The sequence below is a fragment of the Mycobacterium sp. genome, assembly GCF_036273375.1.
In the GTDB taxonomy this organism is placed as follows: Bacteria; Actinomycetota; Actinomycetes; order Mycobacteriales; family Mycobacteriaceae; genus Mycobacterium.
On record NZ_DASUHS010000250.1, the window covers coordinates 58,747 to 81,844 of the forward strand.

Annotated in this window: 22 protein-coding genes and 1 tRNA gene; 11 read left to right on the forward strand and 12 right to left on the reverse strand. The window is 67.1% G+C overall.

All coding sequences use genetic code 11. From position 1 onward, the window contains the following. Window positions 1–83: 83 nt before the first annotated feature. The 6 genes from VFW69_RS22435 to VFW69_RS22460 form a co-directional block, all read right to left on the reverse strand. On the reverse strand, window positions 84–917 hold the full coding sequence (locus tag VFW69_RS22435; RefSeq protein ID WP_526504728.1) for an enoyl-CoA hydratase family protein: 834 nt from the start codon (window positions 915–917) through the stop codon (window positions 84–86). Beyond that, complete coding sequence (locus VFW69_RS22440; RefSeq protein WP_526504730.1) at window positions 917–2,083, reverse strand: acyl-CoA dehydrogenase family protein; 1,167 nt, start codon at window positions 2,081–2,083, stop codon at window positions 917–919. Before VFW69_RS22440 ends, VFW69_RS22435 begins: the two co-directional genes overlap by 1 nt. Further along, complete coding sequence (locus VFW69_RS22445) at window positions 2,080–4,068, reverse strand: acetyl/propionyl/methylcrotonyl-CoA carboxylase subunit alpha (RefSeq protein WP_526504732.1); 1,989 nt, start codon at window positions 4,066–4,068, stop codon at window positions 2,080–2,082. Before VFW69_RS22445 ends, VFW69_RS22440 begins: the two co-directional genes overlap by 4 nt. Before the next feature lie 5 nt (window positions 4,069–4,073). Beyond that, window positions 4,074–5,663, reverse strand: coding sequence for an acyl-CoA carboxylase subunit beta (locus VFW69_RS22450; RefSeq protein WP_526504782.1), 1,590 nt, complete (start codon window positions 5,661–5,663; stop codon window positions 4,074–4,076). A gap of 61 nt (window positions 5,664–5,724) precedes the next feature. Further along, window positions 5,725–6,873, reverse strand: coding sequence for an acyl-CoA dehydrogenase family protein (locus VFW69_RS22455; protein ID WP_526504734.1), 1,149 nt, complete (start codon window positions 6,871–6,873; stop codon window positions 5,725–5,727). Then, window positions 6,870–8,609 (reverse strand): acyclic terpene utilization AtuA family protein, encoded by a 1,740-nt coding sequence (locus VFW69_RS22460; protein WP_526504736.1) that lies wholly within the window; start codon window positions 8,607–8,609, stop codon window positions 6,870–6,872. The genes VFW69_RS22455 and VFW69_RS22460 overlap by 4 nt, the downstream gene beginning before the upstream one ends. A 279-nt stretch (window positions 8,610–8,888) precedes the next feature. Here VFW69_RS22460 and rpmF point away from each other — a divergent pair, with 279 nt between their 5' ends. From rpmF to VFW69_RS22485, 5 genes are all read left to right on the forward strand, one after another. Next, a complete protein-coding gene (gene rpmF, locus VFW69_RS22465) occupies window positions 8,889–9,062 on the forward strand; it encodes a 50S ribosomal protein L32 (protein WP_003872812.1) in 174 nt (57 codons plus the stop codon). Window positions 9,063–9,117: 55 nt separating this feature from the next. After that, window positions 9,118–9,804, forward strand: coding sequence for a two-component system response regulator MprA (gene mprA, locus VFW69_RS22470; RefSeq protein ID WP_526504744.1), 687 nt, complete (start codon window positions 9,118–9,120; stop codon window positions 9,802–9,804). 16 nt (window positions 9,805–9,820) lie between these two features. After that, window positions 9,821–11,386, forward strand: a complete 1,566-nt coding sequence (locus VFW69_RS22475) for a HAMP domain-containing sensor histidine kinase (protein ID WP_526504747.1) — start codon at window positions 9,821–9,823, stop codon at window positions 11,384–11,386. Between the two features lie 72 nt (window positions 11,387–11,458). Next, window positions 11,459–12,982: a S1C family serine protease gene (locus VFW69_RS22480; RefSeq protein ID WP_526504749.1), complete on the forward strand. Its 1,524-nt coding sequence runs from the start codon at window positions 11,459–11,461 to the stop codon at window positions 12,980–12,982. A 59-nt stretch (window positions 12,983–13,041) separates the two neighbouring features. After that, window positions 13,042–13,539: a MogA/MoaB family molybdenum cofactor biosynthesis protein gene (locus VFW69_RS22485; RefSeq protein ID WP_044487196.1), complete on the forward strand. Its 498-nt coding sequence runs from the start codon at window positions 13,042–13,044 to the stop codon at window positions 13,537–13,539. 40 nt (window positions 13,540–13,579) lie between these two features. Here VFW69_RS22485 and mscL read toward each other — a convergent pair whose 3' ends face one another. From mscL to VFW69_RS22505, 4 genes are all read right to left on the reverse strand, one after another. Beyond that, window positions 13,580–14,038 carry a large-conductance mechanosensitive channel protein MscL gene (gene mscL / locus VFW69_RS22490; RefSeq protein WP_526504752.1) on the reverse strand — a complete coding sequence of 153 codons (459 nt, stop codon included), beginning with the start codon at window positions 14,036–14,038 and terminating at the stop codon, window positions 13,580–13,582. Window positions 14,039–14,105: 67 nt separating this feature from the next. Further along, a complete protein-coding gene (locus tag VFW69_RS22495; RefSeq protein WP_526504754.1) occupies window positions 14,106–14,786 on the reverse strand; it encodes an SAF domain-containing protein in 681 nt (226 codons plus the stop codon). Window positions 14,787–14,850: 64 nt separating this feature from the next. After that, on the reverse strand, window positions 14,851–15,201 hold the full coding sequence (locus VFW69_RS22500) for an FmdB family zinc ribbon protein (RefSeq protein WP_526504756.1): 351 nt from the start codon (window positions 15,199–15,201) through the stop codon (window positions 14,851–14,853). A gap of 88 nt (window positions 15,202–15,289) precedes the next feature. Next, on the reverse strand, window positions 15,290–15,889 hold the full coding sequence (locus tag VFW69_RS22505; protein ID WP_526504758.1) for a 5-formyltetrahydrofolate cyclo-ligase: 600 nt from the start codon (window positions 15,887–15,889) through the stop codon (window positions 15,290–15,292). A 76-nt stretch (window positions 15,890–15,965) separates the two neighbouring features. On the opposite strand from VFW69_RS22505, the gene VFW69_RS22510 reads away from it, so the two are divergent. The 5 genes from VFW69_RS22510 to VFW69_RS22530 all read left to right on the forward strand — a co-directional run bounded on the left by VFW69_RS22510 (window position 15,966) and on the right by VFW69_RS22530 (window position 20,371). Then, entirely contained in the window at window positions 15,966–16,877 is a 912-nt protein-coding gene (locus tag VFW69_RS22510) for a UTP--glucose-1-phosphate uridylyltransferase (protein WP_526504760.1), read from the forward strand. A gap of 126 nt (window positions 16,878–17,003) precedes the next feature. Further along, window positions 17,004–18,284, forward strand: a complete 1,281-nt coding sequence (gene glp, locus VFW69_RS22515; protein WP_526504762.1) for a molybdotransferase-like divisome protein Glp — start codon at window positions 17,004–17,006, stop codon at window positions 18,282–18,284. A gap of 20 nt (window positions 18,285–18,304) precedes the next feature. After that, window positions 18,305–18,958, forward strand: coding sequence for a GNAT family N-acetyltransferase (locus VFW69_RS22520; RefSeq protein ID WP_526504764.1), 654 nt, complete (start codon window positions 18,305–18,307; stop codon window positions 18,956–18,958). A gap of 225 nt (window positions 18,959–19,183) precedes the next feature. After that, window positions 19,184–20,248 (forward strand): divisome protein SepX/GlpR, encoded by a 1,065-nt coding sequence (gene sepX, locus VFW69_RS22525; protein ID WP_526504766.1) that lies wholly within the window; start codon window positions 19,184–19,186, stop codon window positions 20,246–20,248. A 50-nt stretch (window positions 20,249–20,298) separates the two neighbouring features. Next, window positions 20,299–20,371, forward strand: a tRNA-Ala gene (locus VFW69_RS22530). 38 nt (window positions 20,372–20,409) lie between these two features. Here the strand turns inward: VFW69_RS22530 and VFW69_RS22535 are convergent. Together VFW69_RS22535 and VFW69_RS22540 are read right to left on the reverse strand one after the other, a co-directional pair. Beyond that, window positions 20,410–20,850 (reverse strand): tyrosine-type recombinase/integrase, encoded by a 441-nt coding sequence (locus VFW69_RS22535; RefSeq protein WP_526504768.1) that lies wholly within the window; start codon window positions 20,848–20,850, stop codon window positions 20,410–20,412. Window positions 20,851–21,276: 426 nt separating this feature from the next. Further along, entirely contained in the window at window positions 21,277–21,981 is a 705-nt protein-coding gene (locus tag VFW69_RS22540) for a GAF and ANTAR domain-containing protein (protein WP_526504770.1), read from the reverse strand. A gap of 723 nt (window positions 21,982–22,704) precedes the next feature. Between VFW69_RS22540 and VFW69_RS22545 the strand changes: the two genes are divergently transcribed. Next, on the forward strand, window positions 22,705–22,998 hold the full coding sequence (locus VFW69_RS22545) for a DUF732 domain-containing protein (protein ID WP_526504772.1): 294 nt from the start codon (window positions 22,705–22,707) through the stop codon (window positions 22,996–22,998). Window positions 22,999–23,098 lie beyond the last annotated feature (100 nt).

Consider the following 23,098-nt stretch of genomic DNA (forward strand, 5'->3'; position numbering starts at 1 on the left):
CTGCAACGTTGCACCCGCCCGGGCCGCGCCGCCGGCCGTCCGGCCCGGCCCTCTGTTTGACATCTGGCTAACTTCTCGGCTGGCTAACTCGCCCAGTCGGGCGGACGCTTCTCCAAGAACGCCAGCATGCCTTCGCGGGCTTCGTCGGATACGAAGAGCCGGGCCGATTCCTCGGCGAGGCGCTCGGCGTCGCGGTCGAAACCTTCCAGCACCGCGGCCGTGGTCAGTGCCTTGGAAGCCGCGAGGCCCTGTGGCGAACCACGGCCGATATCGGAGACAAGTTTGTCGACCGTGGCGTCGACGTCCTCGGCGGCCTCGGTGATCAATCCGATCTCGGCCGCCCGGCCGGCGTCGAACGTCTCGCCGGTCAGGTAGTAGCGCGCCGCGGCCCGCGCCGACAGTTTCGGCAGCAGTGTCAACGAGATGATCGCGGGTGCGACGCCGATCCGGGCCTCGGTCAGCGCGAAGGTGCTGCGCGGGCCGGCGACCGCGATGTCGCAGGCACCCACCAGACCGAATCCGCCCGCCCGGACGTGGCCGTTGATCGCGGCGATCACCGGCAGCGTCGAGGAGACGATGGCACGCATCAAGGCGGCCATCTCCCGGGCCCGCGCGACGGCCATGTCGAAGGCCGATGGTGGCGACCCGCTTCGCCCGGTTGCGCCGCGCTCGCGATCGCCACGCGGGTCGCCCCCGCCGGCATCGCTCAAATCCGCACCGGCGCAGAAGGTGCCGCCGGTGTGGCCCAGCACCACCACCCGCGCCGCCGGATCAGCAGAGGCGTCGCGCAGCCCCTGGTGCAGCTGGTTGACCAGCGTGGTGGACAGCGCGTTGCGGTTGTGCGGCGAGTTCAGCGTCAGCCGCGCGTACGGCCCGCCCGTGTCGGCGGCCCCGGCGTATTCGACAAGAGCGTCCATCAGTAGCTTCGGGGCAGGCCCAGCGATGTCTGCGCGACGAAGTTCAGCACCATCTCGCGGCTGACCGGAGCGATGCGCCCCAGCCGGGCCGAGGTCAGCATGGCCGCCACGCCATACTCCTTGGTCAGCCCGTTGCCGCCCAGCGACTGCACCGCCTGATCCACCGACCGCGTGGCCGCCTCGGCCGCAGCGTATTTGGCCATGTTCGCGGCCTCGGCCGCGCCCATGTCGTTTCCGGAGTCGTAGAGGGCGGCGGCCTTCTGCAGCATCAGCTTTGCCAGCTCGACCTCGATGTGGCACTGCGCCAACGGATGTGACAGCCCCTGGTGCGCGCCGATCGGCGTGCCCCACACCTGGCGAGTCTTGACGTAGTCGGCGGCCCGACTGAGGGCGAACCGTCCCATCCCGACAGAGCTCGCCGCACCCATGATGCGTTCGGGGTTGAGCCCGGCGAAAAGCTGTGCGATGGCGGCATCTTCGGCGCCGACGAGTGCGTCACTGGGCAGCCGGACATCGTCGAGGAAGACCTGGAACTGACGTTCGGGGCTGATCAATTCCATTTCGATCGGGGTGTAGCTGAAGCCCGGCGCGTCGGTGGGAACGACGAATAGCGCGGGGCGTAATTTGCCGGTCTTGGCCTCTTCGGTGCGGGCCACCACCAGCACCGCCTGTGCCTGGTCGATGCCGGAGATATAGACCTTTTGGCCCTTGAGGATCCAGTCGCTGCCGTCCCGGCGGGCGGTCGTGGTGATTTTGTGCGAGTTGGAGCCGGCATCCGGCTCGGTGATGGCGAACGCCATCGTCAGCGTGCCGTCAGCGATACCGGGAATCCAGCGCTTCTTCTGCTCCTCGGTGCCGAACTTGCTGATGATGGTGCCGTTGATGGCGGGCGAGACGACCATCAGCAGCAGCGCGCTACCCGCGGCCGCCATTTCCTCCATGACCAACGACAGCTCGTACATTCCGGCGCCGCCGCCGCCGTACTCCTCTGGCAGGTTGACCCCGAGGAAACCGAGTTTGCCCGCCTCCGACCATAATTCGTCGGTATGCTCATGCGCGCGGGCCTTGCGCAGGTAGTACTCGCTGCCGTAATTGGCTGCCCACGCAGCCACCGACTTGCGTAGGGCCTGACGCTCCTCGCTCTCGATGAAGCTGGTGTCGGTCATGCTTGATCTCCTTCTGATTGTGGCGCTTCCACTCTTGCCAGCACAGCGCCAACTTCGACTTGCTGACCGGTCTTGACGTTGAGTTCGGCGAGCGCCCCGTCGACCGGGGCGGCGATGGTGTGTTCCATCTTCATGGCCTCCAGCCAGATCAATGGCTGTCCGGCGGTGACGGTATCGCCGATCGCGGCACCGAGCCGGATGACGCTGCCGGGCATCGGCGCCACCAGTGAGCCCTTTTCGACGGTCGAACCGGGCTCGGGGAAACGCGGCAGCGCGATCAGGTGCACCGGTCCGCGCGCGGAATCGACGTAGACATCGGAATCGCCTGCCTCGTAGCGCCGCACCGAGAAGCTGTGGTCGACACCGTCGGCCCGCAGCACCACGTCATTCGCCGTGGCCGACACCAGCTGCACCGCCGGGTCTTCGGGGAGCACCAAACCGGTTCTGGTGAAACGGTATTGAACCCGGTGCTCGTCACCCTGGTCGTCGCGATAGTCCTTGACCTGGTGGCCCGATGACAGGTTGCGCCAGCCGCTGGGAACCGCACCCAACACCGGCGCGGTCGCGCGGTTGTGCGCGGCATCGGCGAGTGCGGCCGCGATGGCGGACAGGTGGATCACCGCGGCGTCACCGAGTGGCGCCGCCAACCGAGCCAGGTCATGGGTGTCGAAAAACGCCGTGTCGGTGGCGCCGTCGAGGAACGCCGGATGCCGCAACACGTTCACCAGCAGGTCTCGGTTGGTACGCACTCCGTGCACGCGGGCGCGGGCCAACGCCTCGGCGAGAACCAGCGACGCCTGACGGCGCGTCGGGGCGTAGGAGATGACCTTGGCCAGCATCGGGTCGTAGTGAATGGAGACGCTGAATCCGTCGACGATGCCCGAGTCCAGCCGGATCCTGGTCCGTTGCCCCAGCGAGCTGAACTCAGTCCGAACCGATGGCACCTCGAACGCGCGTACCAGACCTGCCTGCGGCTGCCAGTTCTTGGCAGGGTCCTCGGCGTAGAGCCGCGCCTCAATCGAATGTCCCTGCGCGGCAGGAGGTTGCGCGTCGAGACGCTCGCCGTCGGCGACGGCGAGCTGCAGTTGGACGAGGTCGAGTCCGGTGGTCTCCTCGGTGACCGGGTGTTCGACCTGCAGCCGGGTGTTCATCTCCAGGAAGTAGAACTCGCCGTCGTCGTCGGCCAGGAACTCCACCGTCCCGGCCCCGGTGTAGCCGATGGCCTCGGCGGCCAACCGGGCAGCGTCGAACAGCTTGGCGCGCATGCCCGGTGTGCGCCCCACCAACGGCGACGGGGCCTCCTCGATGATCTTCTGGTGCCGGCGCTGAATCGAGCATTCGCGTTCGCCGACCGCCCACACGGTGCCGTGGGTGTCGGCCATGACCTGGACCTCGATGTGGTGCCCGGTGGGCAGATAGCGCTCGCAGAACACGGCCGAGTCACCAAATGCGGATTGCGCCTCCCGGCTCGCCGCGGCGACTTCGCCAGCGAGCGCGGACAATTCGCGAACCACGCGCATGCCGCGCCCACCGCCGCCCGCGGAGGCCTTCACCAGAACCGGCAGCTGCGCCTCGGTGACGGTGTCGGGATCGAGCTCGTCGAGCACGGGCACCCCGGCCGCGGCCATCAGCTTCTTGGACTCGATCTTGGAGCCCATCGCGCGCACCGCGTCCACCGGCGGCCCGACCCAGGTCAACCCGGCGTCCTGGACGGCGGCCGCGAAGTCGGCGTTCTCCGAGAGAAACCCGTAACCGGGGTGAATCGCGTCGGCGCCCGCGGCGCGGGCGGCGGCGATGACGGCGTCGGCGTTGAGGTAGTCATTCGTCTTGTCCAGCCGCACCCGGGCATCGGCCTCGGCGACGTGCGGCGCGCCCGCGTCGGGGTCGGTGTAGACGGCGACGGTGCCCAAGCCGAGCCGGCGGCAGGTGGCGAACACCCGCCGGGCGATCTCACCCCGGTTGGCGACCAGAACTCGAGTAACCATGGGACTCACATCCGGAAGACGCCGAAGTTCGACGTTCCCTTGATCGGGCCATTGGCGATGGCGGACAGACACATTCCCAATACGGTGCGGGTATCTCGAGGGTCGATCACCCCGTCGTCGTACAGCATCCCGGACAGCACCAGCGGCAGCGACTCGGCTTCGATCTGGCCCTCGACCGCGGCCCGCATCGCCGCGTCGGCCTCCTCGTCGACCTGCTGGCCGCGGGCCTCGGCGGCCGCCCGGGCCACGATCGACAACACGCCCGAAAGCTGGGCGCCACCCATCACCGCGGACTTGGACGTCGGCCACGCGAAGAGGAACCGCGGATCGTAGGCGCGGCCGCACATGCCGTAGTGGCCCGCCCCGTAGGACGCGCCGATCAGCAGCGAGATGTGCGGGACGGTCGAATTGGACACGGCGTTGATCATCATCGAGCCGTGCTTGATCATCCCCCCCTCTTCGTAGTCCTTGCCCACCATGTAGCCGGTGGTGTTGTGCAAGAACAACAATGGCGGATTGGAGCGGTTGGCCAACTGAATGAACTGGGTGGCTTTCTGAGACTCTTCGCTGAACAGCACCCCGCGCGCATGGGCCAGGATGCCGATCGGATAGCCGTGTAACTGGGCCCAGCCTGTCACCAACGAGGACCCGTACAGCGGCTTGAATTCGTCGAATTCGGAGCCATCGACGATGCGGGCGATCACCTCCCGGGGATCGAACGGGACGCGCAGATCCGCGGGCACGATGCCGATGAGTTCCTCGGTATCGAACAACGGCGCGGTGACCGGTTTGGGCTTCGGCCCCCCCTTGACCCAGTTCAACCGGGCGACGACGCGACGGCCGATCCGGATCGCGTCGAGTTCGTCGACGGCGAAGTAATCGGCCAAACCCGAAATGCGGGCATGCATTTCGGCGCCGCCGAGCGACTCGTCGTCGGATTCCTCACCGGTGGCCATCTTCACCAGCGGGGGGCCGGCGAGGAACACCTTGGAACGTTCCTTGATCATCACCACGTGGTCGGACATGCCCGGGACGTAAGCGCCGCCCGCGGTGGAATTGCCGAACACCAATGCGATGGTGGGGATCCCGGCCGCCGAGAGCCGGGTCAGGTCGCGGAACATCCGTCCGCCGGGAATGAAGATTTCCTTCTGCGTGGGCAGGTCCGCACCGCCGGACTCCACCAGGGAGATCACCGGGAGCCGGTTCTCGAAGGCGATCTGGTTGGCCCTCAGGATCTTCTTCAGGGTCCACGGATTGCTGGTGCCGCCTTTGACCGTCGGGTCGTTGGCGACGATCATGCATTCGACGCCTTCGACCACGCCGATGCCGGTGACCGTGCTGGCGCCGACCTTGAAGGCGCTGCCCCAGGCGGCCAGCGGGCTGAGCTCCAAGAACGGCGAATCCTGGTCAACCAGCAGTTCGATGCGTTCGCGCGCCGTAAGCTTGCCGCGGTCATGGTGGCGCTCAACGTATTTGGCCCCACCGCCGGCCAGCGCATTGGCCAGCTCGGTGTCGATCTCCTCGAGTTTCGTTATCGCCCCCGATGCCGCGTCGGTGAAGGCGGTGGCCTCCGCGTCGAGGGTGGACTGCAGCACAGTCATGACCACCGCCGACGTTGTGGAGCCCAGCGATATGGAGGAAGTGGAGGCGGTGAAATCATGATTGGAATCCCAGAAGTTTGGCGGACAGGGCGGTGAGGATTTCGGTGGTCCCTCCGCCGATGCCCAGGATCCTCATGTCCCGGTATTGGCGTTCGACCTCGGATTCGGCCATATAACCCATGCCCCCGAATAACTGAACGGCTTGGTTGGCCACCCATTCGCCGGCTTCGACGGCGGTGTTCTTGGCGAAACACACCTGCGGAATCAGGTTCGTCTCGCCGGCAAGCTGCCGCTCCACCACGCTGCGCGAGTAGACCCGGGCGACGTCGATGCGACGAGCCATCTCGGCCAACGTGTTCTGCACCGACTGCCGCGATATCAATGGGCGACCGAATGTTTCGCGGTCGCGACACCATTGCACCGTCAGGTCCAGGCACCGCTGCGCGCCCGAATAGGCCTGTGCCGCGAGGCCGATCCGCTCGGAGACGAAGGCCTGGGCGATCTGGGCGAAGCCACTGTTCTCGGCGCCTACCAGGTTGGCCACCGGGACGCGGGCGTCGGTGTAGGACAGCTCGGCGGTGTCCGAGGACCGCCAGCCCATCTTGTCCAGCTTGCGGCTCACCTCGAAGCCGGGCGTGCCCTTCTCGACCACCAGCAGCGAAACCCCGCCCGCGCCTGAGCCTCCGGTGCGTGCGGCGGTGACCACATAGTCGGCGCGGACACCCGAGGTGATGTAAGTCTTGGCGCCGTTGACGATGTAGTGATCACCGTCGCGAACCGCCGAGGTCCTTAGATGTCCGACGTCGGAACCGCCCCCCGGTTCGGTGATGGCCAGCGAACCGATCATTTCCCCGGCCAGCGTCGGGCGAACGAACGTGTCGATGAGCCGTCGATCGCCCGAGGCGATCATGTGCGGCACCGCAATGCCGCAGGTGAACAACGACGCGAACACGCCGCCGGGCGCTCCGGCCTGGTGCATCTCCTCGCAGATGATTACCGCGTCGGCGCCGTCGCCGCCACCACCGCCCACCGATTCGGGGAAGCCCGCACCCAGCAGTCCGGCGGCCCCGGCGCTGCGATGCAGTTCGCGCGGCAGGTCGCCGGTGCGCTCCCACTCATCGACGTGGGGCAGGATCTCGCGTTCTGCAAACGAGCGCACCGTCTTTCGCAGCTGTTCGCGCTCGGGTGTGGTCCAAAGATTCACAATAAACTCTCCGGGATGTCGAGGTAGCGGCCGCGGAGCCATTCGCCCAGCCCTTTGGCCTGGGGGTCGAATCGAGCCTGGTAGGCGACGCCCTGGCCGAGGATGCCGTCAATGACGAAGTTGACCGCCCGCAGATTCGGCAGCAGGTGGCGGGTGACGTCGAAGTTCGCCGCTTCTGGCAGCAGCTCCTTGAGCAACTCGACGGTCAAAGTGTTGGCCAGCCATCGCCATTGCTCGTCGGTGCGCACCCAAACCCCGACATTGGCCGAGCCGCCCTTGTCGCCGCTGCGGGCCCCGGCTATGCGGCCCAGCGGCACCCGCCGCGTCGGGCCACTCGGCAGCGGGCCGGGCAGCGGCGGAGGAGCGGCGGGCCGCAATTCCAAAGTCTCGGTGGCGCAAGCGATGTCGGCACGGGATCCGTCGGCGTGCACCGCGACGTGTGGCACCTGGGTGACATCGACGAAACCCGGGGTGAACACACCGTAGACCTGGCCGTCACCCGGTGGCGCGGTCACGTGAAATCCCGGATAGCTGGCCAGCGCCAACTCGACAGCGGCCGAGGAGAATTGGCGTCCGACGTTGGCCGGGTCGGGGTCGCGCACGACGCAGTGCAGCAGGGCGCTGGCGGCTTCTTCGGTGTCGGCGTCGGGGTGATCGGTGCGGGCCAGCGACCACTGCAGTTCGGCGGGCTTGACGGTGAGCGCGGCGTCGAGTTGCCGCCGCACGAGGTCGGCCTTGGCCTCGATGTCCAGTCCCGTCAGCACGAAGGTCATCGAGTTGCGGAACCCCCCGATGCTGTTCATCGACACCTTGTAGGTGGGTGGCGGGGCCTCGCCGTGCACCCCGCTGATGCGCACCCGGTCGGGCCCGTCGGACGACAGCTCGACGCTGTCCATCCGGGCGGTGACGTCCGGGTTGGCGTAGCGCGCCCCGGTGATCTCGTAGAGCAGCTGCGCGGTGACGGTGTCGACGCTGACCAGGCCGCCGGTGCCCGGGTGTTTGGTGATCACCGAGGACCCGTCGGCGTTGACTTCGGCCAGGGGGAAACCGGCGTGAAGGAGGCCGGAGGACTCCGAAATTTCCGTGAAGAACGAGTAGTTGCCCCCGGTGGCCTGGACCCCGCATTCGATGATGTGGCCGGCGACCACGGCGCCGGCGAGCCGGTCGTAGTCGGTGCGATCCCAGCCGAAGTGCGCCGCGGCTGCCCCGACGATCACCGAGGCGTCGGTGACGCGGCCGGTGACGACCACGTCGGCGCCGTTGTCGAGGCAATCGACGATGCCCCAGGCGCCCAGGTAGGCGTTCGCGGTCAGCGGGGTGCCCAGCCCGAGTTCGGCGGCGCGCGGCAACAGGTCGTCACCCTCCACGTGGGCGACCCGGGCATCGATGCCCAGCCGCTCGGCCAGCGCGCGTATCGCATTGGCGAGGCCGGCCGGGTTGAGGCCGCCGGCGTTGGCGACGATGCGGACCCCGCGGTCGCGGGCCTCGCCCAGACAGTCCTCGAGCTGCGTCAGAAAGGTCTTGGCGTAGCCGCGCTCGGGGTGCTTCATCCGGTCCCGGCCCAGGATCAGCATGGTGAGTTCGGCCAGGTAGTCGCCGGTGAGGTAGTCGACGTCACCGCCGGTGAGCATCTCGCGCATGGCCGACAGCCGGTCGCCGTAGAACCCCGAGCAGTTCGCGATCCGGACGGCGTCAGAACTGCCCGAAACGCCAGAAGCGCCGGAAGCAGAGGCCATGCCCGTCCTCCATTCGATTCACCGGTTCGGACCAACCAACCGGTAGGTTAGCGGGTACCGTCGGTGTCACGTCAAGGATCCCACTTCAGGCCGGGGTGCCCATGGCGCGCCCGACGGGCAGACGTTCGGTGCGCGGCGCCCATTTTGGCGACAAGCGGACCAGCGACTATCCTGATATGCGATCGTCGCCCGTTCGGCCCACCAGCCACGCCGCGCGACATGCCGAACTGCAAGTCCCACGTCGAAATACCGAAGCAACACGAGGAGTTAGGCCCGACCATGGCCGTACCCAAGCGCAGAATGTCGCGCGCGAACACCCGTAGTCGGCGCGCGCAGTGGAAGGCCGAGAAGACCGAGCTCGTCGGTGTGACGGTCGCAGGTCAGCGGCACAAAGTGCCCCGCCGGCTGCTCAAGGCGGCCCGCCTCGGTCTAATCGACCTGGACCGCCGCTAGTCCTCACGGCGCGCCTCTCAGGTCAGTCTCAGGCGGTGGGACGAAACTAGGGGCCGTGCGAATACTGGTCGTCGACGACGATCGCGCGGTGCGCGAGTCGCTGCGTAGGTCGTTGTCCTTCAACGGCTACTCCGTTGAGCTGGCCCACGACGGGGTCGAGGCCCTCGAACTCATTGCGAGCGATCGGCCCGACGCGCTCGTCCTCGATGTGATGATGCCGCGCCTGGACGGCCTCGAGGTGTGCCGTCAGCTCCGCAGCACCGGTGACGACCTGCCGATCTTGGTGTTGACGGCGCGCGATTCGGTGTCGGAGCGGGTCGCCGGGCTGGACGCCGGAGCCGACGACTACCTGCCAAAGCCATTCGCCTTGGAAGAACTGTTGGCCCGGGTGCGCGCGCTGCTGCGCCGCACCAAGCCGGAGGACGACGCCGAATCGGTGGCGATGACGTTCTCCGACCTGACGCTGGATCCGGCGACGCGCGAGGTCACCCGCGGAGAGCGCCGGATCAGCCTGACCCGCACCGAATTCGCGCTGCTGGAAATGCTGATCGCCAATCCGCGCCGGGTGCTCACCCGCAGCCGCATCCTCGAGGAGGTCTGGGGTTTCGACTTTCCCACCTCGGGCAACGCGTTGGAGGTATACGTGGGCTATCTGCGGCGCAAAACCGAAGCCGACGGTGAGTTGCGGCTGATCCACACGGTGCGCGGCGTCGGATACGTCCTTCGGGAGACACCCCCGTGACGATGCGGGTCCCTCGATGATCCGGTTCCCCCGGCCTCAACGTCCACCGCTGCGCCCACCGCTGCGCGCGACGCCCTCCTTGTCGTTGCGGTGGCGGGTGATGCTGCTGGCGATGTCGATGGTCGCGATGGTCGTGGTCTTGATGGCCTTCGCCGTCTACGCCGTGATTTCGGCCGCGCTGTACAGCGACATCGACAACCAGCTGCAAAGCCGGGCGCAACTGCTGATCGCCAGCGGCTCGCTGGCCGCCGACCCGGGCAAGGCCATCGAAGGCACCGCCTATTCCGACGTCAACGCGATACTGGTGAACCCGGGCCACGCGATCTACACCGCCCAGCAGCCGGGTCAGACCCTGCCGGTCGGCGCGCCGGAAAAAGCCGTCATCCACGGTGATTTGTTCATGTCGCGGCGCACCGCCGGTGATCAGCGAATCCTTGCCGTGCACCTGCAGAACGGCACGTCGTTGCTGATCTCCAAGAGCCTCAAGCCCACCGAAGCGGTGATGAACAGGCTGCGCTGGGTGCTGCTGATCGTCGGCGGTGTCGGTGTGGCGGTCGCCGCGGTGGCCGGCGGCATGGTCACCAGGGCCGGGCTGCGCCCAGTGGCACGTTTGACCGAAGCGGCCGAGCGGGTGGCGCGTACCGATGACCTGAGACCCATCCCCGTGTTCGGTAGTGACGAATTGGCCAGGCTCACCGAGTCGTTCAACCTGATGCTGCGCGCCCTCGCCGAGTCCCGGGAGCGGCAGGCGCGGCTGGTCACCGACGCCGGGCATGAACTGCGCACCCCGCTGACGTCGCTGCGAACCAACGTCGAGCTGCTGATGGCTGCGATGGAACCGGGGGCGCCGCGCCTACCCGAGCACGAGATGGTCGATCTGCGCGCAGATGTCATCGCGCAGATCGAGGAATTGTCGACGCTGGTAGGCGATTTGGTGGACCTCACCCGTGACGACGCCGGCCAGGTGGTGCATGAGCCCGTCGACATGTCCGAGGTCATCGATCGCAGCCTGGAGCGAGTCAGGCGGCGGCGCAACGACATTCACTTCGGCGTCGACGTGACGCCGTGGCAGATGTACGGCGACGCCGCCGGGCTGTCGCGGGCGGTGCTGAACCTGCTGGACAACGCGGCCAAGTGGAGCCCACCCGGTGGCCACGTCGGTGTCACGATGCGCCGGCTCGACCCGTCGCACGCGGAGCTGGTGATCGCCGACCACGGCCCCGGCATTCCGCCGCAGGAGCGGCGCCTGGTGTTCGAGCGGTTCTACCGCTCGACGACGGCACGCGCCATGCCGGGCTCCGGACTCGGACTGGCGATCGTGAAAAAGGTGGTGCTCAACCACGGGGGACTGCTGCGCGTCGAGGACACCGTTCCGGGAGGCCAGCCCCCTGGTACCTCGTTCTATGTGCTGCTGCCCGGCCGACCCTTGCCCGCCTCGACGTACGGCACGGCTGCCGCGCCGCAAACCGACCAGGTAGACGCCAAGACCGGCCCCACGCCAGCGGTGGCCGGCGATGAGGCGAACTCTCGGGAATCAGCGAACGTTATCTCAGTGGACTCTCAGTCCGCGCGGGCAAGGTAGGTCTGCGGCTACTGTTGAACCCAGCCGTCGACTTGCCGAAACACTGAGATAGAGGAAGAGCGACTTAGCGACATGACGAATGACCCGAGGTATTCGCCACCGCCGCAGCAGCCGGGATACCCCCCCGCGCCCAGTCAGACTGCGCCCATCCCGAGCCATGCGGGGTCCCCCGGTTATGCCCCGGGACAACAGCAGCCGTATAACCAGCAGTACGACTGGCGCTACCGGTCGCAGCCATCGTCGTCGCCGACGACACAGTTCCGTCCGCCCTACGAGCCCTTCAGCAACACCGGGGCAGGCCGGATTCCCGGGGGAACCGGTGTAGGCCCGATACCGGGAGGCACCGGCGGGGGTCCGATTCCCGGCATGCTGCCCGGAATGCCCGTCCCGCCGGAACGCCAAAAGCGTTCTCGCACAGGCTTGATAGTCGTCGGTGCGTTGGCCATCGCGGTGGTGTCGGCCGGCATCGGCGGTGTCGCGGCCACCGCTGTCGAGCTCGGCACGCACTCGACGGGGAACGGAGGCGGTCGGGTCATCGGGGCGGCGCCCACCGTCCCGGCCGCGAACATGCCGCCCGGCAGCGTCGAAGGAGTCGCCTCCAAAGTGGTACCCAGTGTCGTGATGCTCGAGACCGACATAGGGCGACAGTCCGAAGAGGGCTCCGGCATCGTCCTGTCCACCGACGGGCTGATCTTGACCAATAACCATGTGATCGCCGCCGCGGCGGGGCCGCCCAAGGGGCCCGGAGCCCCACCAGGAGGTCCGCCCGGAGCTCCCGTGCCTCCCGGCGGGCCGGGTGGCCCCGGCGGCGCCGGTGCCGGCGCCCCGACGCCCAAGACGACGGTGACCTTCTCTGACGGTCGCACCGCATCGTTCACGGTGGTCGGCGCGGACCCCACCAGCGATATCGCCGTGATTCGCGTGCAGGGCATGTCCGGGCTCACCCCCATCTCGCTGGGCTCGTCGTCCGACCTTCGCGTCGGCCAGCCGGTCGTCGCGATCGGGTCGCCGTTGGGTCTGTCGGGCACGGTGACCACCGGCATCGTCAGCGCGCTGAACCGGCCGGTGTCGACCACCGGTGAGTCGGGCAACCAGAACACCGTGCTGGACGCGATTCAGACCGACGCCGCGATCAACCCCGGAAACTCCGGTGGCGCGCTGGTCAACATGAACGGCCAGCTGGTGGGGGTCAACTCGGCCATTGCCACCCTGGGCGCCGACTCGGCGGATGCCCAAAGCGGTTCGATCGGTCTGGGCTTCGCGATTCCGGTCGATCAAGCCAAGCGCATCGCCGATGAGCTGATCGCCAGCGGCAAAGCGTCCCACGCCTCCCTCGGCGTGCAGGTGATGAACGACAAGGGCACCCCCGGCGCCAAGGTCGTCGACGTGGTCTCGGGCGGTGCGGCGGCATCCGCCGGCGTCCCCAAGAACGTGGTCGTCACCAAGGTCGACGACCGGCCGATCAACAGCGCCGACGCGTTGGTCGCGGCCGTGCGGTCCAGAGCACCCGGCGACAAGATCACGCTGACGTTCCAGGATCCCGCTGGTGGCGGCAGCCGGACGTTGCCGGTCACCCTCGGGAAGGCGGATCAGTAGTGAGACTGGACGAACCCTCGGCGACCGGATTGTCTGAGCTCGGATATACGGTTGCACCCATGGAAACGGGTGCGGAATTGGTCGTTGGCCGGGCTTTGGTTGTGGTGGTCGACGATCGCACCGCTCATGGGGACGAGGACCATAGCGGTCCGCTGGTTACCGAACTGTTGACCGAGGCGGGATTCGTCGTCGACGGGGTGGTCGCGGTCGCCGCTGACGAGATCGAGATCCGCAACGCGCTGAACACCGCGGTGATCGGCGGGGTCGACCTGGTCGTCTCGGTCGGCGGGACGGGCGTCACCCCGCGTGACGTCACCCCGGAGGCCACCCGCGAGATCCTGGATCGCGAAATCCTCGGTATCGCAGAGGCTATCCGCGGGTCGGGACTGTCGGCGGGGATCATCGATGCGGGATTGTCCCGCGGTCTGGCCGGGGTGTCCGGCAGCACGCTGGTGGTCAACCTGGCTGGCTCCCGCTACGCGGTGCGCGACGGGATGGCGACGCTGAATCCGTTGGCGGCCCAGATCATCGGGCAGTTGTCGAGCCTGGAGATTTAGACCTCGCGGCTAGGTGGACCCTGCCGGCAAGTCGACGCGGTTATTTCGATTCGGCTTCCGCGCGGGGTCCGTACTCTGGCGGGGGCTTGGTGGTCACGCTCTTGTGCTTGCCCGGCGAATCGCCATTGGTCTGCGCGAGCAGGTCGCGGATCTCCTTGAGCAGGACGACCTGCGCGTCGTCGGCCGGTTCGACCTCATTGCGTTTGCGCAGTGTGGTGTACGGCAGCACGACCAGGAAGTAGACGACCGCGGCGATGATCACGAAGTTGATGGCGGCCGACAAGACGTCGTTCAGGTCGATGGTCTGACCGCCACCGATGCTGATCCGCAGGACGCCGAGATCGGACTTTTGGTTGACGCCGATCCGGTTGATCAACGGCTTGATGATGGCGTTGGTGAAAGTCGTGACCAGTGCGGTGAAAGCAGTACCGATGACCACTGCGGTGGACAGATCGATGATGTTGCCCCGGGAGAGAAATTCCTTGAACCCTTTGAGCATTGGAGACGGCCTTTCTGGGACTGGACAGAGTTGGCTGTCGGCTGGCAGACCAACAACGGCCAGTCACTCAGTGCAGGGTGAGCGTCACGGTCTGCCCCAGCGCCGACCCTGCCACCGCGTTCGCCACACGAGCCGGCAGCGCAACTAACACTACGCGGTCGCTGTCGGCAGCCTGAATTTTTTCTTTGGCCGACACGAGCACCACCACGGCGTCGGTGGCCACCACCTTGGGGGTGGCGTGGGAGCTGTCCGGCACACTGGTGGCCGGCGCGGCGAGCACGTCGACCACGTCACCCACGCGCACGAGGTCGATCAGGGCGCCATCGGCCAGATGCAGCGGCACGATGCGGGCGCCCGGCCCCGCCTTTGACCCGACGGCGGCCTCAGCCAACCGGCTTCCCAACAACCGCACGTCGGTGATTACCTCACCGCGTCGTGTTGGGCCGGCCAGCGTCGAACCCACCACCGTGCCCAGGTCGGCCCGTGCCCCGTCGGGAACGGTTGCAGTCAAACGCTTTTCGAGCCGAACATCGGCGGGAGTCAATGCAGCACCGGGGCGAAGGTCATGGTCGGCCACCACGACTTGTGCGTAGTCACCCGCGGAATTGGAGCGCAGCGTCGCGATTCCGGCCAGCACCACCAGCCCGCCTGCGGCGACTCGGCGTGCCTGCACGGTGCGAGTCCAGTCCGGACGCAACCACAGCGACAGCCGGCTCAATAGGCTTGGGTTCAGCGATGATTCGCCCACGCCGCAACGGTAGGCGCAACCCGGTACTCGGGCTCACGGCCGGCAAGGCCGGTGTGGATAACCGTCAGTTGGTCGCGGCGGCCGGCGATGTTGTGGAGCTGCTGCTCGACTTGTCGCTCGAGCTGGAGCTGGACTTCTCGCTCGAGCCGGAGCCGGACTTCTCGCTGGTTGCCGAGCCGCTCGAGCCCGAGTCGCTCGAGGAGGAGCCGTTGCTCGAACTCGACGCCTTCTTGCCGGACTCGCGGCTGTCGGTGCGGTAGAAACCGCTGCCCTTGAACACCACTCCAACGGAGTTGAAGCGCTTGCGCAGCCGCCCGGAGCAGCGTTCGCACGTGGTCAGCGCGTCGTCGGTGAAGGCCTGCACGATGTCGAAGCGATCGTCGCACTCGGTGCACTGATAGCTGTAAGTCGGCACGAAAACCTCCGGATGATTGCAGACCTGGTTAGCACTCTAGCGTCTCAAGTGCTAGAACCGCCACGTGACATGTCTCATTCCCGATATGTCAGCGCCCTACGAGATCGATCAATCCCTGTCGCGGGGTGAGCGCGTCGGTCATGGTGACGTCGTGCGGGTCGGCCGGTAATTCGTCGAGCACTTCCGCGTCGCGAACGACCGCGATCAGCCGCGCGTGTGGGTCCCGGCCGCCCAGCGAGCGGTCGTAGAAACCCCGGCCCCGGCCCAGCCGCACACCGCGGCGGTCCACGGCCAGCGCCGGCACCAGCACCACGCCGGCTTGCGCCAATGCCGACGCCGGCAGCCACGGCTGCGGCGGTTCGAGCAGCCCCCACCGCCCGGTGGTCAGCGTGCCGGGCCGATATTCGCCCCAGGACAGCGGCAGCGGCGTGTCGTCAGCGGTGGTGCGCGCAGCCGGCAGCAGGACTTGTCCGGCCCGCCGCAGCAACATGTCGAGCATCTCGATTGACCCCGGCTCGGTGCCCACCGGCACGTAGGCGCAGACCGTGCTGTCGCTGGTCACAATGCTTTCCAGGGCTTCCAGCCGCGCGCATAGCTGCTGCGCCTCGGAGGCGCGAACGTCGTCGGCAACGTGACGCCGCGCGGCAAGCAGCTGGTCGCGCAACGCGGCTTTGCTGGTGGTCGCCATGCGTCAACCATGACAGCCAGGTCTTTGCACGCGCCACATCGACTCGGCAGAGTGGATGCGGGTTATCGTGTGAACAATGTCAAGCCCAAATGTGGTGGTGCCACGCACTGCAGTCGTGCCCGCCGCGGGTCTCGGTACCCGCTTCTTGCCGGCGACCAAAACGGTGCCCAAGGAGCTGTTGCCGGTTGTCGATACGCCGGGCATCGAATTAGTGGCTGCCGAGGCGGCCGAGGCCGGTGCCGAGCGGCTGATGATCATCACCTCGGAGGGCAAGGACGGCGTCGTCGCGCACTTCGTCGAAGACCTCGTGCTGGAAAGCACTTTGGAGGAGCGCGGCAAGACGGCGATGCTCGACAAGGTCCGGCGCGCGCCGCAGCTGATCAAGGTCGAGTCCGTGGTGCAGAGCGAGCCGCTGGGCCTGGGGCATGCGATCGGCTGCGTGGAGTCGCGGCTGGCCGACGACGAGCACGCCGTCGCAGTGCTGCTGCCCGACGACCTGGTGCTGCCGACCGGCGTGCTGGGGACCATGTCGAAGGTGCGGGCGCACTACGGCGGCACGGTGTTGTGTGCCATCGAAGTAACGCCCGAAGAGGTCAGCGCCTACGGCGTTTTCGACGTCGAGCCGATTGCCGACGACGACAATCCCGACGTGCTCAAGGTCAACGGCATGGTTGAAAAGCCGAAGACCGAAGACGCCCCGTCGCTGTTCGCCGCGGCCGGCCGTTACGTGCTCGACCGCGCCATCTTTGATGCCTTGCGCCGCATTGAGCGTGGGGCCGGCGGCGAAGTACAGCTCACCGACGGGATCGCTCTATTGATCGCGGAGGGCCACCCGGTGCACGTGGTCGTGCATCGCGGATCTCGACACGACTTGGGAAATCCTGGCGGCTACCTCAAGGCTGCGGTTGACTTTGCATTGGATCGTGACGACTACGGCCCGGATTTGCGGCAGTGGTTGGTGGCGCGATTAGGCCTGGCCGAGCGGTAGCCGGGCGGTAACCCGGCTGGCGGACGACGGCTGGCCGGCGGAACGCGTAGCGATCCCGGGCGGGATGCCCCGCCTGCGCAGTGAGCGGGTCGCCCTGTGCGCGGCCCGACGGCAGAGAGGCGCGCTGTGCGTTCGGTGGAAGAGCAGCAGGCCCGGATCACGGCGGCCGCGGTGGCCCCGCGGCCGATACGTGTGGCGATCGCCGAGGCGCAGGGATTGATGTGCGCCGAGGAAGTGGTGACCGAACGCCCGATGCCCGGCTTCGATCAGGCCGCGATCGATGGCTACGCGGTGCGCAGCGTCGACGTAGTCGGTGTCGGCGAGGTGGGCAGCGAAAGTCTGCCCGGACCGTTCGACGATTCCGGCGAGAACGATGCGCGCGACGGCCTGGTGCTGCCGGTGATGGGCACCGTCGAGGCCGGCTCGCGCACCCCCAGCCGGTTGCAGCCGCGCCAGGCCGTGCGCGTGCAGACCGGGGCCCCTTTGCCGACCCTGGCCGACGCGGTCCTGCCGTTGCGGTGGACCGATGGCGGGACGCAGCGGGTGCGGGTTCTGCGGGGTGCCCCGTCGGGCGCCTACGTGCGCCGCGCCGGCGACGACGTCCAACCCGGTGACGTGGCGGTGCGGTCCGGGACGGTGATCGGTGCTGCGCAGGTCGGGCTGCTGGCCGCGGTCGGCCGCGAGCGGGTGCTGGTTCACCCGCGGCCCCGGGTGACGATCATGGCGCTAGGCGGCGAACTGGTCGACATCTCGCGGACGCCGGGCAACGGGCAGGTCTACGACGTGAACTCCTACGCGCTGGCGGCCGCGGCCCGCGATGCCGGCGCAGAGGTCAACCGCGTCGGCATCGTCAGCGGCGGGCCCCGCGAGCTCCGCGAGATCGTCGAGGGCCAGATCAATCGCGCCGAGGTGATCGTGATCGCCGGTGCGGTCGGGGGTGCCGCGGCCGAGGCGGTGCGCCAGGTGCTCGCCGAGCTCGGCGAGATAGAGGTCGTGCGGGTCGCCATGCATCCGGGATCCATCCAGGGTTTCGGGCAGCTGGGTCGCGAGGGCGTTCCGACCTTCCTGCTGCCGGCCAATCCGGTGAGCGCGCTCGTGGTTTTCGAGGTGATGGTCCGCCCGTTGATTCGGTTGTCGCTGGGCAAGCGTCAGCCGATGCGCCGCATCGTGCAGGCGCGCACGCTGTCGCCCATCACGTCGGTGGCCGGGCGCAAGGGCTTCTTGCGCGGTCAGCTGATGCGCGACCAGGAGAGCGGCGAGTATCTGGTGCAGGCGCTCGGTGGCGGCTCGTCGCACCTGCTGGCCACCCTCGCCGAAGCGAACTGTCTGGTCGTGGTGCCCAGCGGCGCCGAGCAGATTCGCACCGGCGAAATCGTCGACGTCGCCTTCCTGGCTCAGCGCGGCTGAGCGAAACGACTGCATTCACGGTGAACCTGTTGCGCTCCACCTCCCGTCATCCAGGTTGGCCCATGAGCGTTGGGCCGCTGCGGGTTCCGGCCGGCGTTGTCCGCTTGCGGGCGGTGCGCCTGCGCGATGGCGCGCAGTGGAGCCGGATCCGGCTGACCGATCGTGCGCATCTGGAACCGTGGGAGCCCAGCTCCGAGGGCGATTGGACGACTCGTCACGCGGTGGCGGCCTGGCCGGCATTGTGTTCTGGTCTGCGTGCTGAGGCGCGACAGGGACGGATGCTGCCGTACGTCATCGAACTCGACGGCCGGTTCTGTGGCCAGCTGACCATCGGCAATGTCACCCACGGCGCGCTGCGGTCGGCGTGGATCGGCTACTGGGTGCCTCGGTCGGCCACCGGCGGCGGCGTGGCCACCGCGGCCTTGGCGCTGGGCCTGGATCACTGCTTCGGCCCGGTGAGGTTGCATCGGGTCGAGGCCACCGTGCGCCCGGAAAACGCCGCGAGCCGCGCCGTGCTGGCAAAAGTCGGGTTCCGCCAGGAAGGCCTGTTGGAGCGCTACCTGGAAGTGGACAGGGCGTGGCGGGATCATCTGTTGATGGCCATCACCGTCGAAGAGGTGAGCGGATCGGTGGCATCGACGCTGGTCCGCGCCGGTAACGCCAGCTGGGTGTGATCGCCTCTGTGAAGAGGCCTGGGTTTCGTCGACGCCTCCCGGAGTCTCCGACGGCTCGCGGGGGAGTCCAAAATGTTGCCGTTCTGGGACTAGCGCGACACGAGTGACTCGTGGTGCTTGTGAGAGGCAAATTACAGGTGTGTAATTGTCCTGGTCATCACGACCCGGCCGCGTTGGCCACCAATGGGCTTCGCGGGGGATAGACACCGAAGAGAGCAGGTCATCATGCCAAGCATCCCGCAGTCGCTGTTGTGGATATCGCTCGTGGTGCTATGGCTGTTCGTCTTGGTGCCGATGCTCGTGAGCAAACGCGACGCGGTGCGACGCACCAGCGACGTGGCGTTGGCGACCCGGGTGCTCAACGGCGGGGACAACTCCCGGCTGATCAAGCGCAGCGGCCCGGCCGCCGGGCATCGCAGCGACCCCGACTGGACGCCGCCGGAAGACTCGGCCGACACCGACCTCGACGAGGAGCGCGACGAACTCTCCGAGGATGAAGACCGCGACCATGAGGTGGAGGACGACGCCGACACCGACGAGCTGAGCCGCCGGCGACCGGTGGTGATGCGAATGGCCGTCGCCGAGCCCATCGAGCCTGACTACCTCGATGTCGATGTCGTCGAGGATTCCCACGAACTTCCGGTGGGGGCCAGCGGTGCTGCGGCCGAGGCGGAGACGACTGACATCGAGCCCATCGAAGACGACGAGGTCGACACCGAGGCCGTCGCCAAACGCGACGGCGAGGACGAGGACAGCTACGAGTACGTCGAGGACTCGTCCGGTTTGGAGCCCGCGGCCGAAGGTGACGACGCCGACGAGGAGGCGCCGGCGCCGATGCCGCGCAATGCCTCGCGGCGGCGCCGGTTCGACACCAAGACCGCCGCCGCGGTGAGCGCACGCAAGTACGCCTTCCGCAAGAAGGTCCTGATCGTGATGGCGATGGCCCTGGTCGGCTCGGCCGTCGCGGCCTTCAAGATCTCGCCGACCGCCTGGTGGGTGTGCGGCACCGCCACCGCGATCACGCTGCTCTACCTGGGTTATCTGCGTCGCCAGACGCGCATCGAGGAGAAGGTGCGTCACCGCCGGATGAAGCGGATGGCGCGGGCGCGACTGGGCGTGGAGAACGCTTATGACCGCGACTACGACGTGGTGCCGTCACGGCTGCGTCGCCCCGGCGCCGTGGTCCTCGAGATCGACGACGAGGACCCCGTCTTCGAGCACCTGGACTACGCGATGGCGATGCGGACCTTCGGTTGGCCGCGGGACTTGCCGCGCGCCGTCGGCGAGTAATGCTCGCAGTTCTGCGGTTGGTGCCGCGGCTGGTAGCCTGCTAGCGGTCAGGGGCTATGGCGCAGTTGGTAGCGCGACTCGTTCGCATCGAGTAGGTCAGGGGTTCGATTCCCCTTAGCTCCACCCAGATAAGCCCAGCTACACACCTTGCAAGTGCGTAACTAGCTCTGACCATGCGATTGGCCGGTACGCAGTGGGTACGCAGCAGAGTGGATCGCCGCATCCAGGTTGGCGGCAACGTCGTCCAGGTCCTCGTCGAACAGGTCCGCATACACGTCGAGCGTCATGCTCGCCTTGGCGTGACCCAACATCTGCTGCACGGCTTGGACATTCGCGCCCGCGCTGATTGCTAGGCTCGCCGCCGTGTGCCGCAAGTCATGCGGCGTGATCGACGGGAACGAGTCGTCGGCCTTCTGGCACTTCGTCACCACTGCGTCGAACACCCGCGCCCGCCTGTTCGAGTTACGCAGCACCCCGCCGCGCAGGTCGGTGAACACCAGATCGTCGCGGCCCTTGCCGATCATCAACGCGGCCAGTTCGTCGGCCAGCGTTGCCGGGAACGGCACCGAACGGCGCTCCCACGTCTTCGGCGTCGACCACACCAGACCGCCCGACTCGGTGTCGAACGGTGGAACGCTACGCCGGCTGAGGGTTCGCGAGAAGGGTTTCCCGCGGGGTGAACCCGGGTAGGCGACAACCCGTGACCACCGCCGAACAGCCGCCGCCGGAAGGCGATGAACAGCCCCCGCAAGCCACAGAGGATGAAGATAACCCCGACGCGCAACCCTCAGAGTCGGACGACCTGAAAAGGTAACTCGGGCCGGTCGTCGACGGTCTTCAACGGTCGATAGGTAGCGCGCGAAACACCGAGAGCTTCGCCCACGATTTCATCGGTTTCTTTACCGGAACGCGCTTTACGCTCCATGGGGTGTAAAGCGCCGTTCGTTATCGCAGCGCCGAGTGCGTTCCGCTGCCGCCGGCACCCACAACGCCCTACGTCTACGCGGGGACATCGGCGTTTCGGCGGTTTATTCCGGGTTTTGCTTGAGTCCTGATTCATGTTGCTCGACGACCCACCGCGCGATCTCAGCGAGCTTAATATTGGCGCGCTGCGACGTTCCGAGCAGCAGTCGGAACGCCTGCAGACCGGACAGGTTCTCTCGATACATCAGGATGCCTTTGGCCTGGCCGATAACGTCGCGACTGGCTAACGCGGCCTGAAACTGCGACTCGGACTCAGCACCCATCAGCGCCACCGAGGCGTGCTGGGCCAGCACCTGAGCTATCGCGATCGACTCCTCGTCGAAAACGCCCGACTCACGGCCATAAAGGTTGAGCGCTCCAAGATTTTCACGCCGCACATACAGCTGAAACGCCAACATGCTGAGCACACCGCGCTCCACTGCTGCCCGCGCAAACCGCGGCCAACGCGTCTCAGCGGCCATATCGGCGATGAGGACGGTGTGGTGCTCGCGCAACGCGCTCAAACACGGACCCTCATAAAGCGACGCTTGCACCCCATCGAGTTCAGCAACTAGCTCATCACTAGGCGCAGGAGACTCGACCTTCCGGTCATTAATCACCGAGACACCCGCCCAGCTGACGCCGGGCACAATCTCGACCGCACCGTTGACGATCGCTTCCAGCGTCAACTTGATATCGGACTGATCCTGCAATTCGACGGCGAGTTCACCTAAAACACGCGCCAAGTCGACACGCGAATCATCAGCCATGGCTCGACATTAGCGACTCAACGACAGCCGGATAACCAAACCCCTCACCTGCAGTCTTTGATCACCGCACCGGCGTCCTATGTGGCCGGGCCGTCCCGCGAGGGCGCCCCCGGCAGCCGCTTCATGACTAACCGGGGGCTAGGCAATGGCGAAATTCCGGACTCTCGTATTACCTGCGCTCGGTGTACCCGGTGCTCAGCCTTTCATCCGCGACGCGTTCGCCCGGCCCTGCTCGGGCTGCTTAGCCTCCGGCAGTCATGAAGCGGCTACCGGAGGATCGCACCGTCCGTGTTGCTCTCGCGCCGGGTCAGATTCGGCGCAGCTTTTACTCAGACTCCCAGTCCTGCACGAGCCGCTTGGCGTCCTCCAAGGTCTGTGCTGATTTCCCTCGACCTCTTTGCTTTCAGTACCGTCACGGAGTGAGTAGCCCCGCGCGACCCAACGGTCGGTCTCTTCGTGGACGGTGTAGTGGACCTGGGTGCCGTACCGCTCCCAGGGGTCGTCGCCGATGTGTAGCCATTCGTGTGGCGCGGGCGAGGGGGCGCTCGGTGAGACGAGCAAACCCCGCGATGCGTCCCTGACTCTCTGATCAGCGGGAATCGGCGATGTGAAGATGCAAAAATATGTGTTTGTGCAGTTCAGAGCGCATTCCCGCATAGGATAAGAAGGGTATGCGGAACGGAAGTTAGGTTTCGCGGAGCGCAGAGACGAAGGGAACCGCCCGTGAGGAAGTACGTAGTCGCCCCGATCGCTTGCTGTGCGGTCGCCGTTTGCATACCTGGGCACGCAAGCGCGTCGCCAAACGATGACAGCTTCCTCGTCGCCCTCCGTGACAACGACGTCGTGGTGCCCCTGTCAATAGACCCGATTCAGACTGCGGACGGCGTGTGCACCGACCGGAAGAACGGAAAGCCGACCGAAGAGATCGGCCGTACCGGGCGCGTAGCGGAATTCCGAAGCCCCGCTGCGTTTGTGGACCTGGCAATCGAGTACTACTGCCCGCAGTACATCTCATGACTGGCGGTGCGTGCTGATCGCTGTCGTGGTCGTGCCGCTGTTTCGGGTCAGGTTCGCACCCAGGCAGTAGTGCGCGCCTGCGCCGAAACTGAGTACTGGC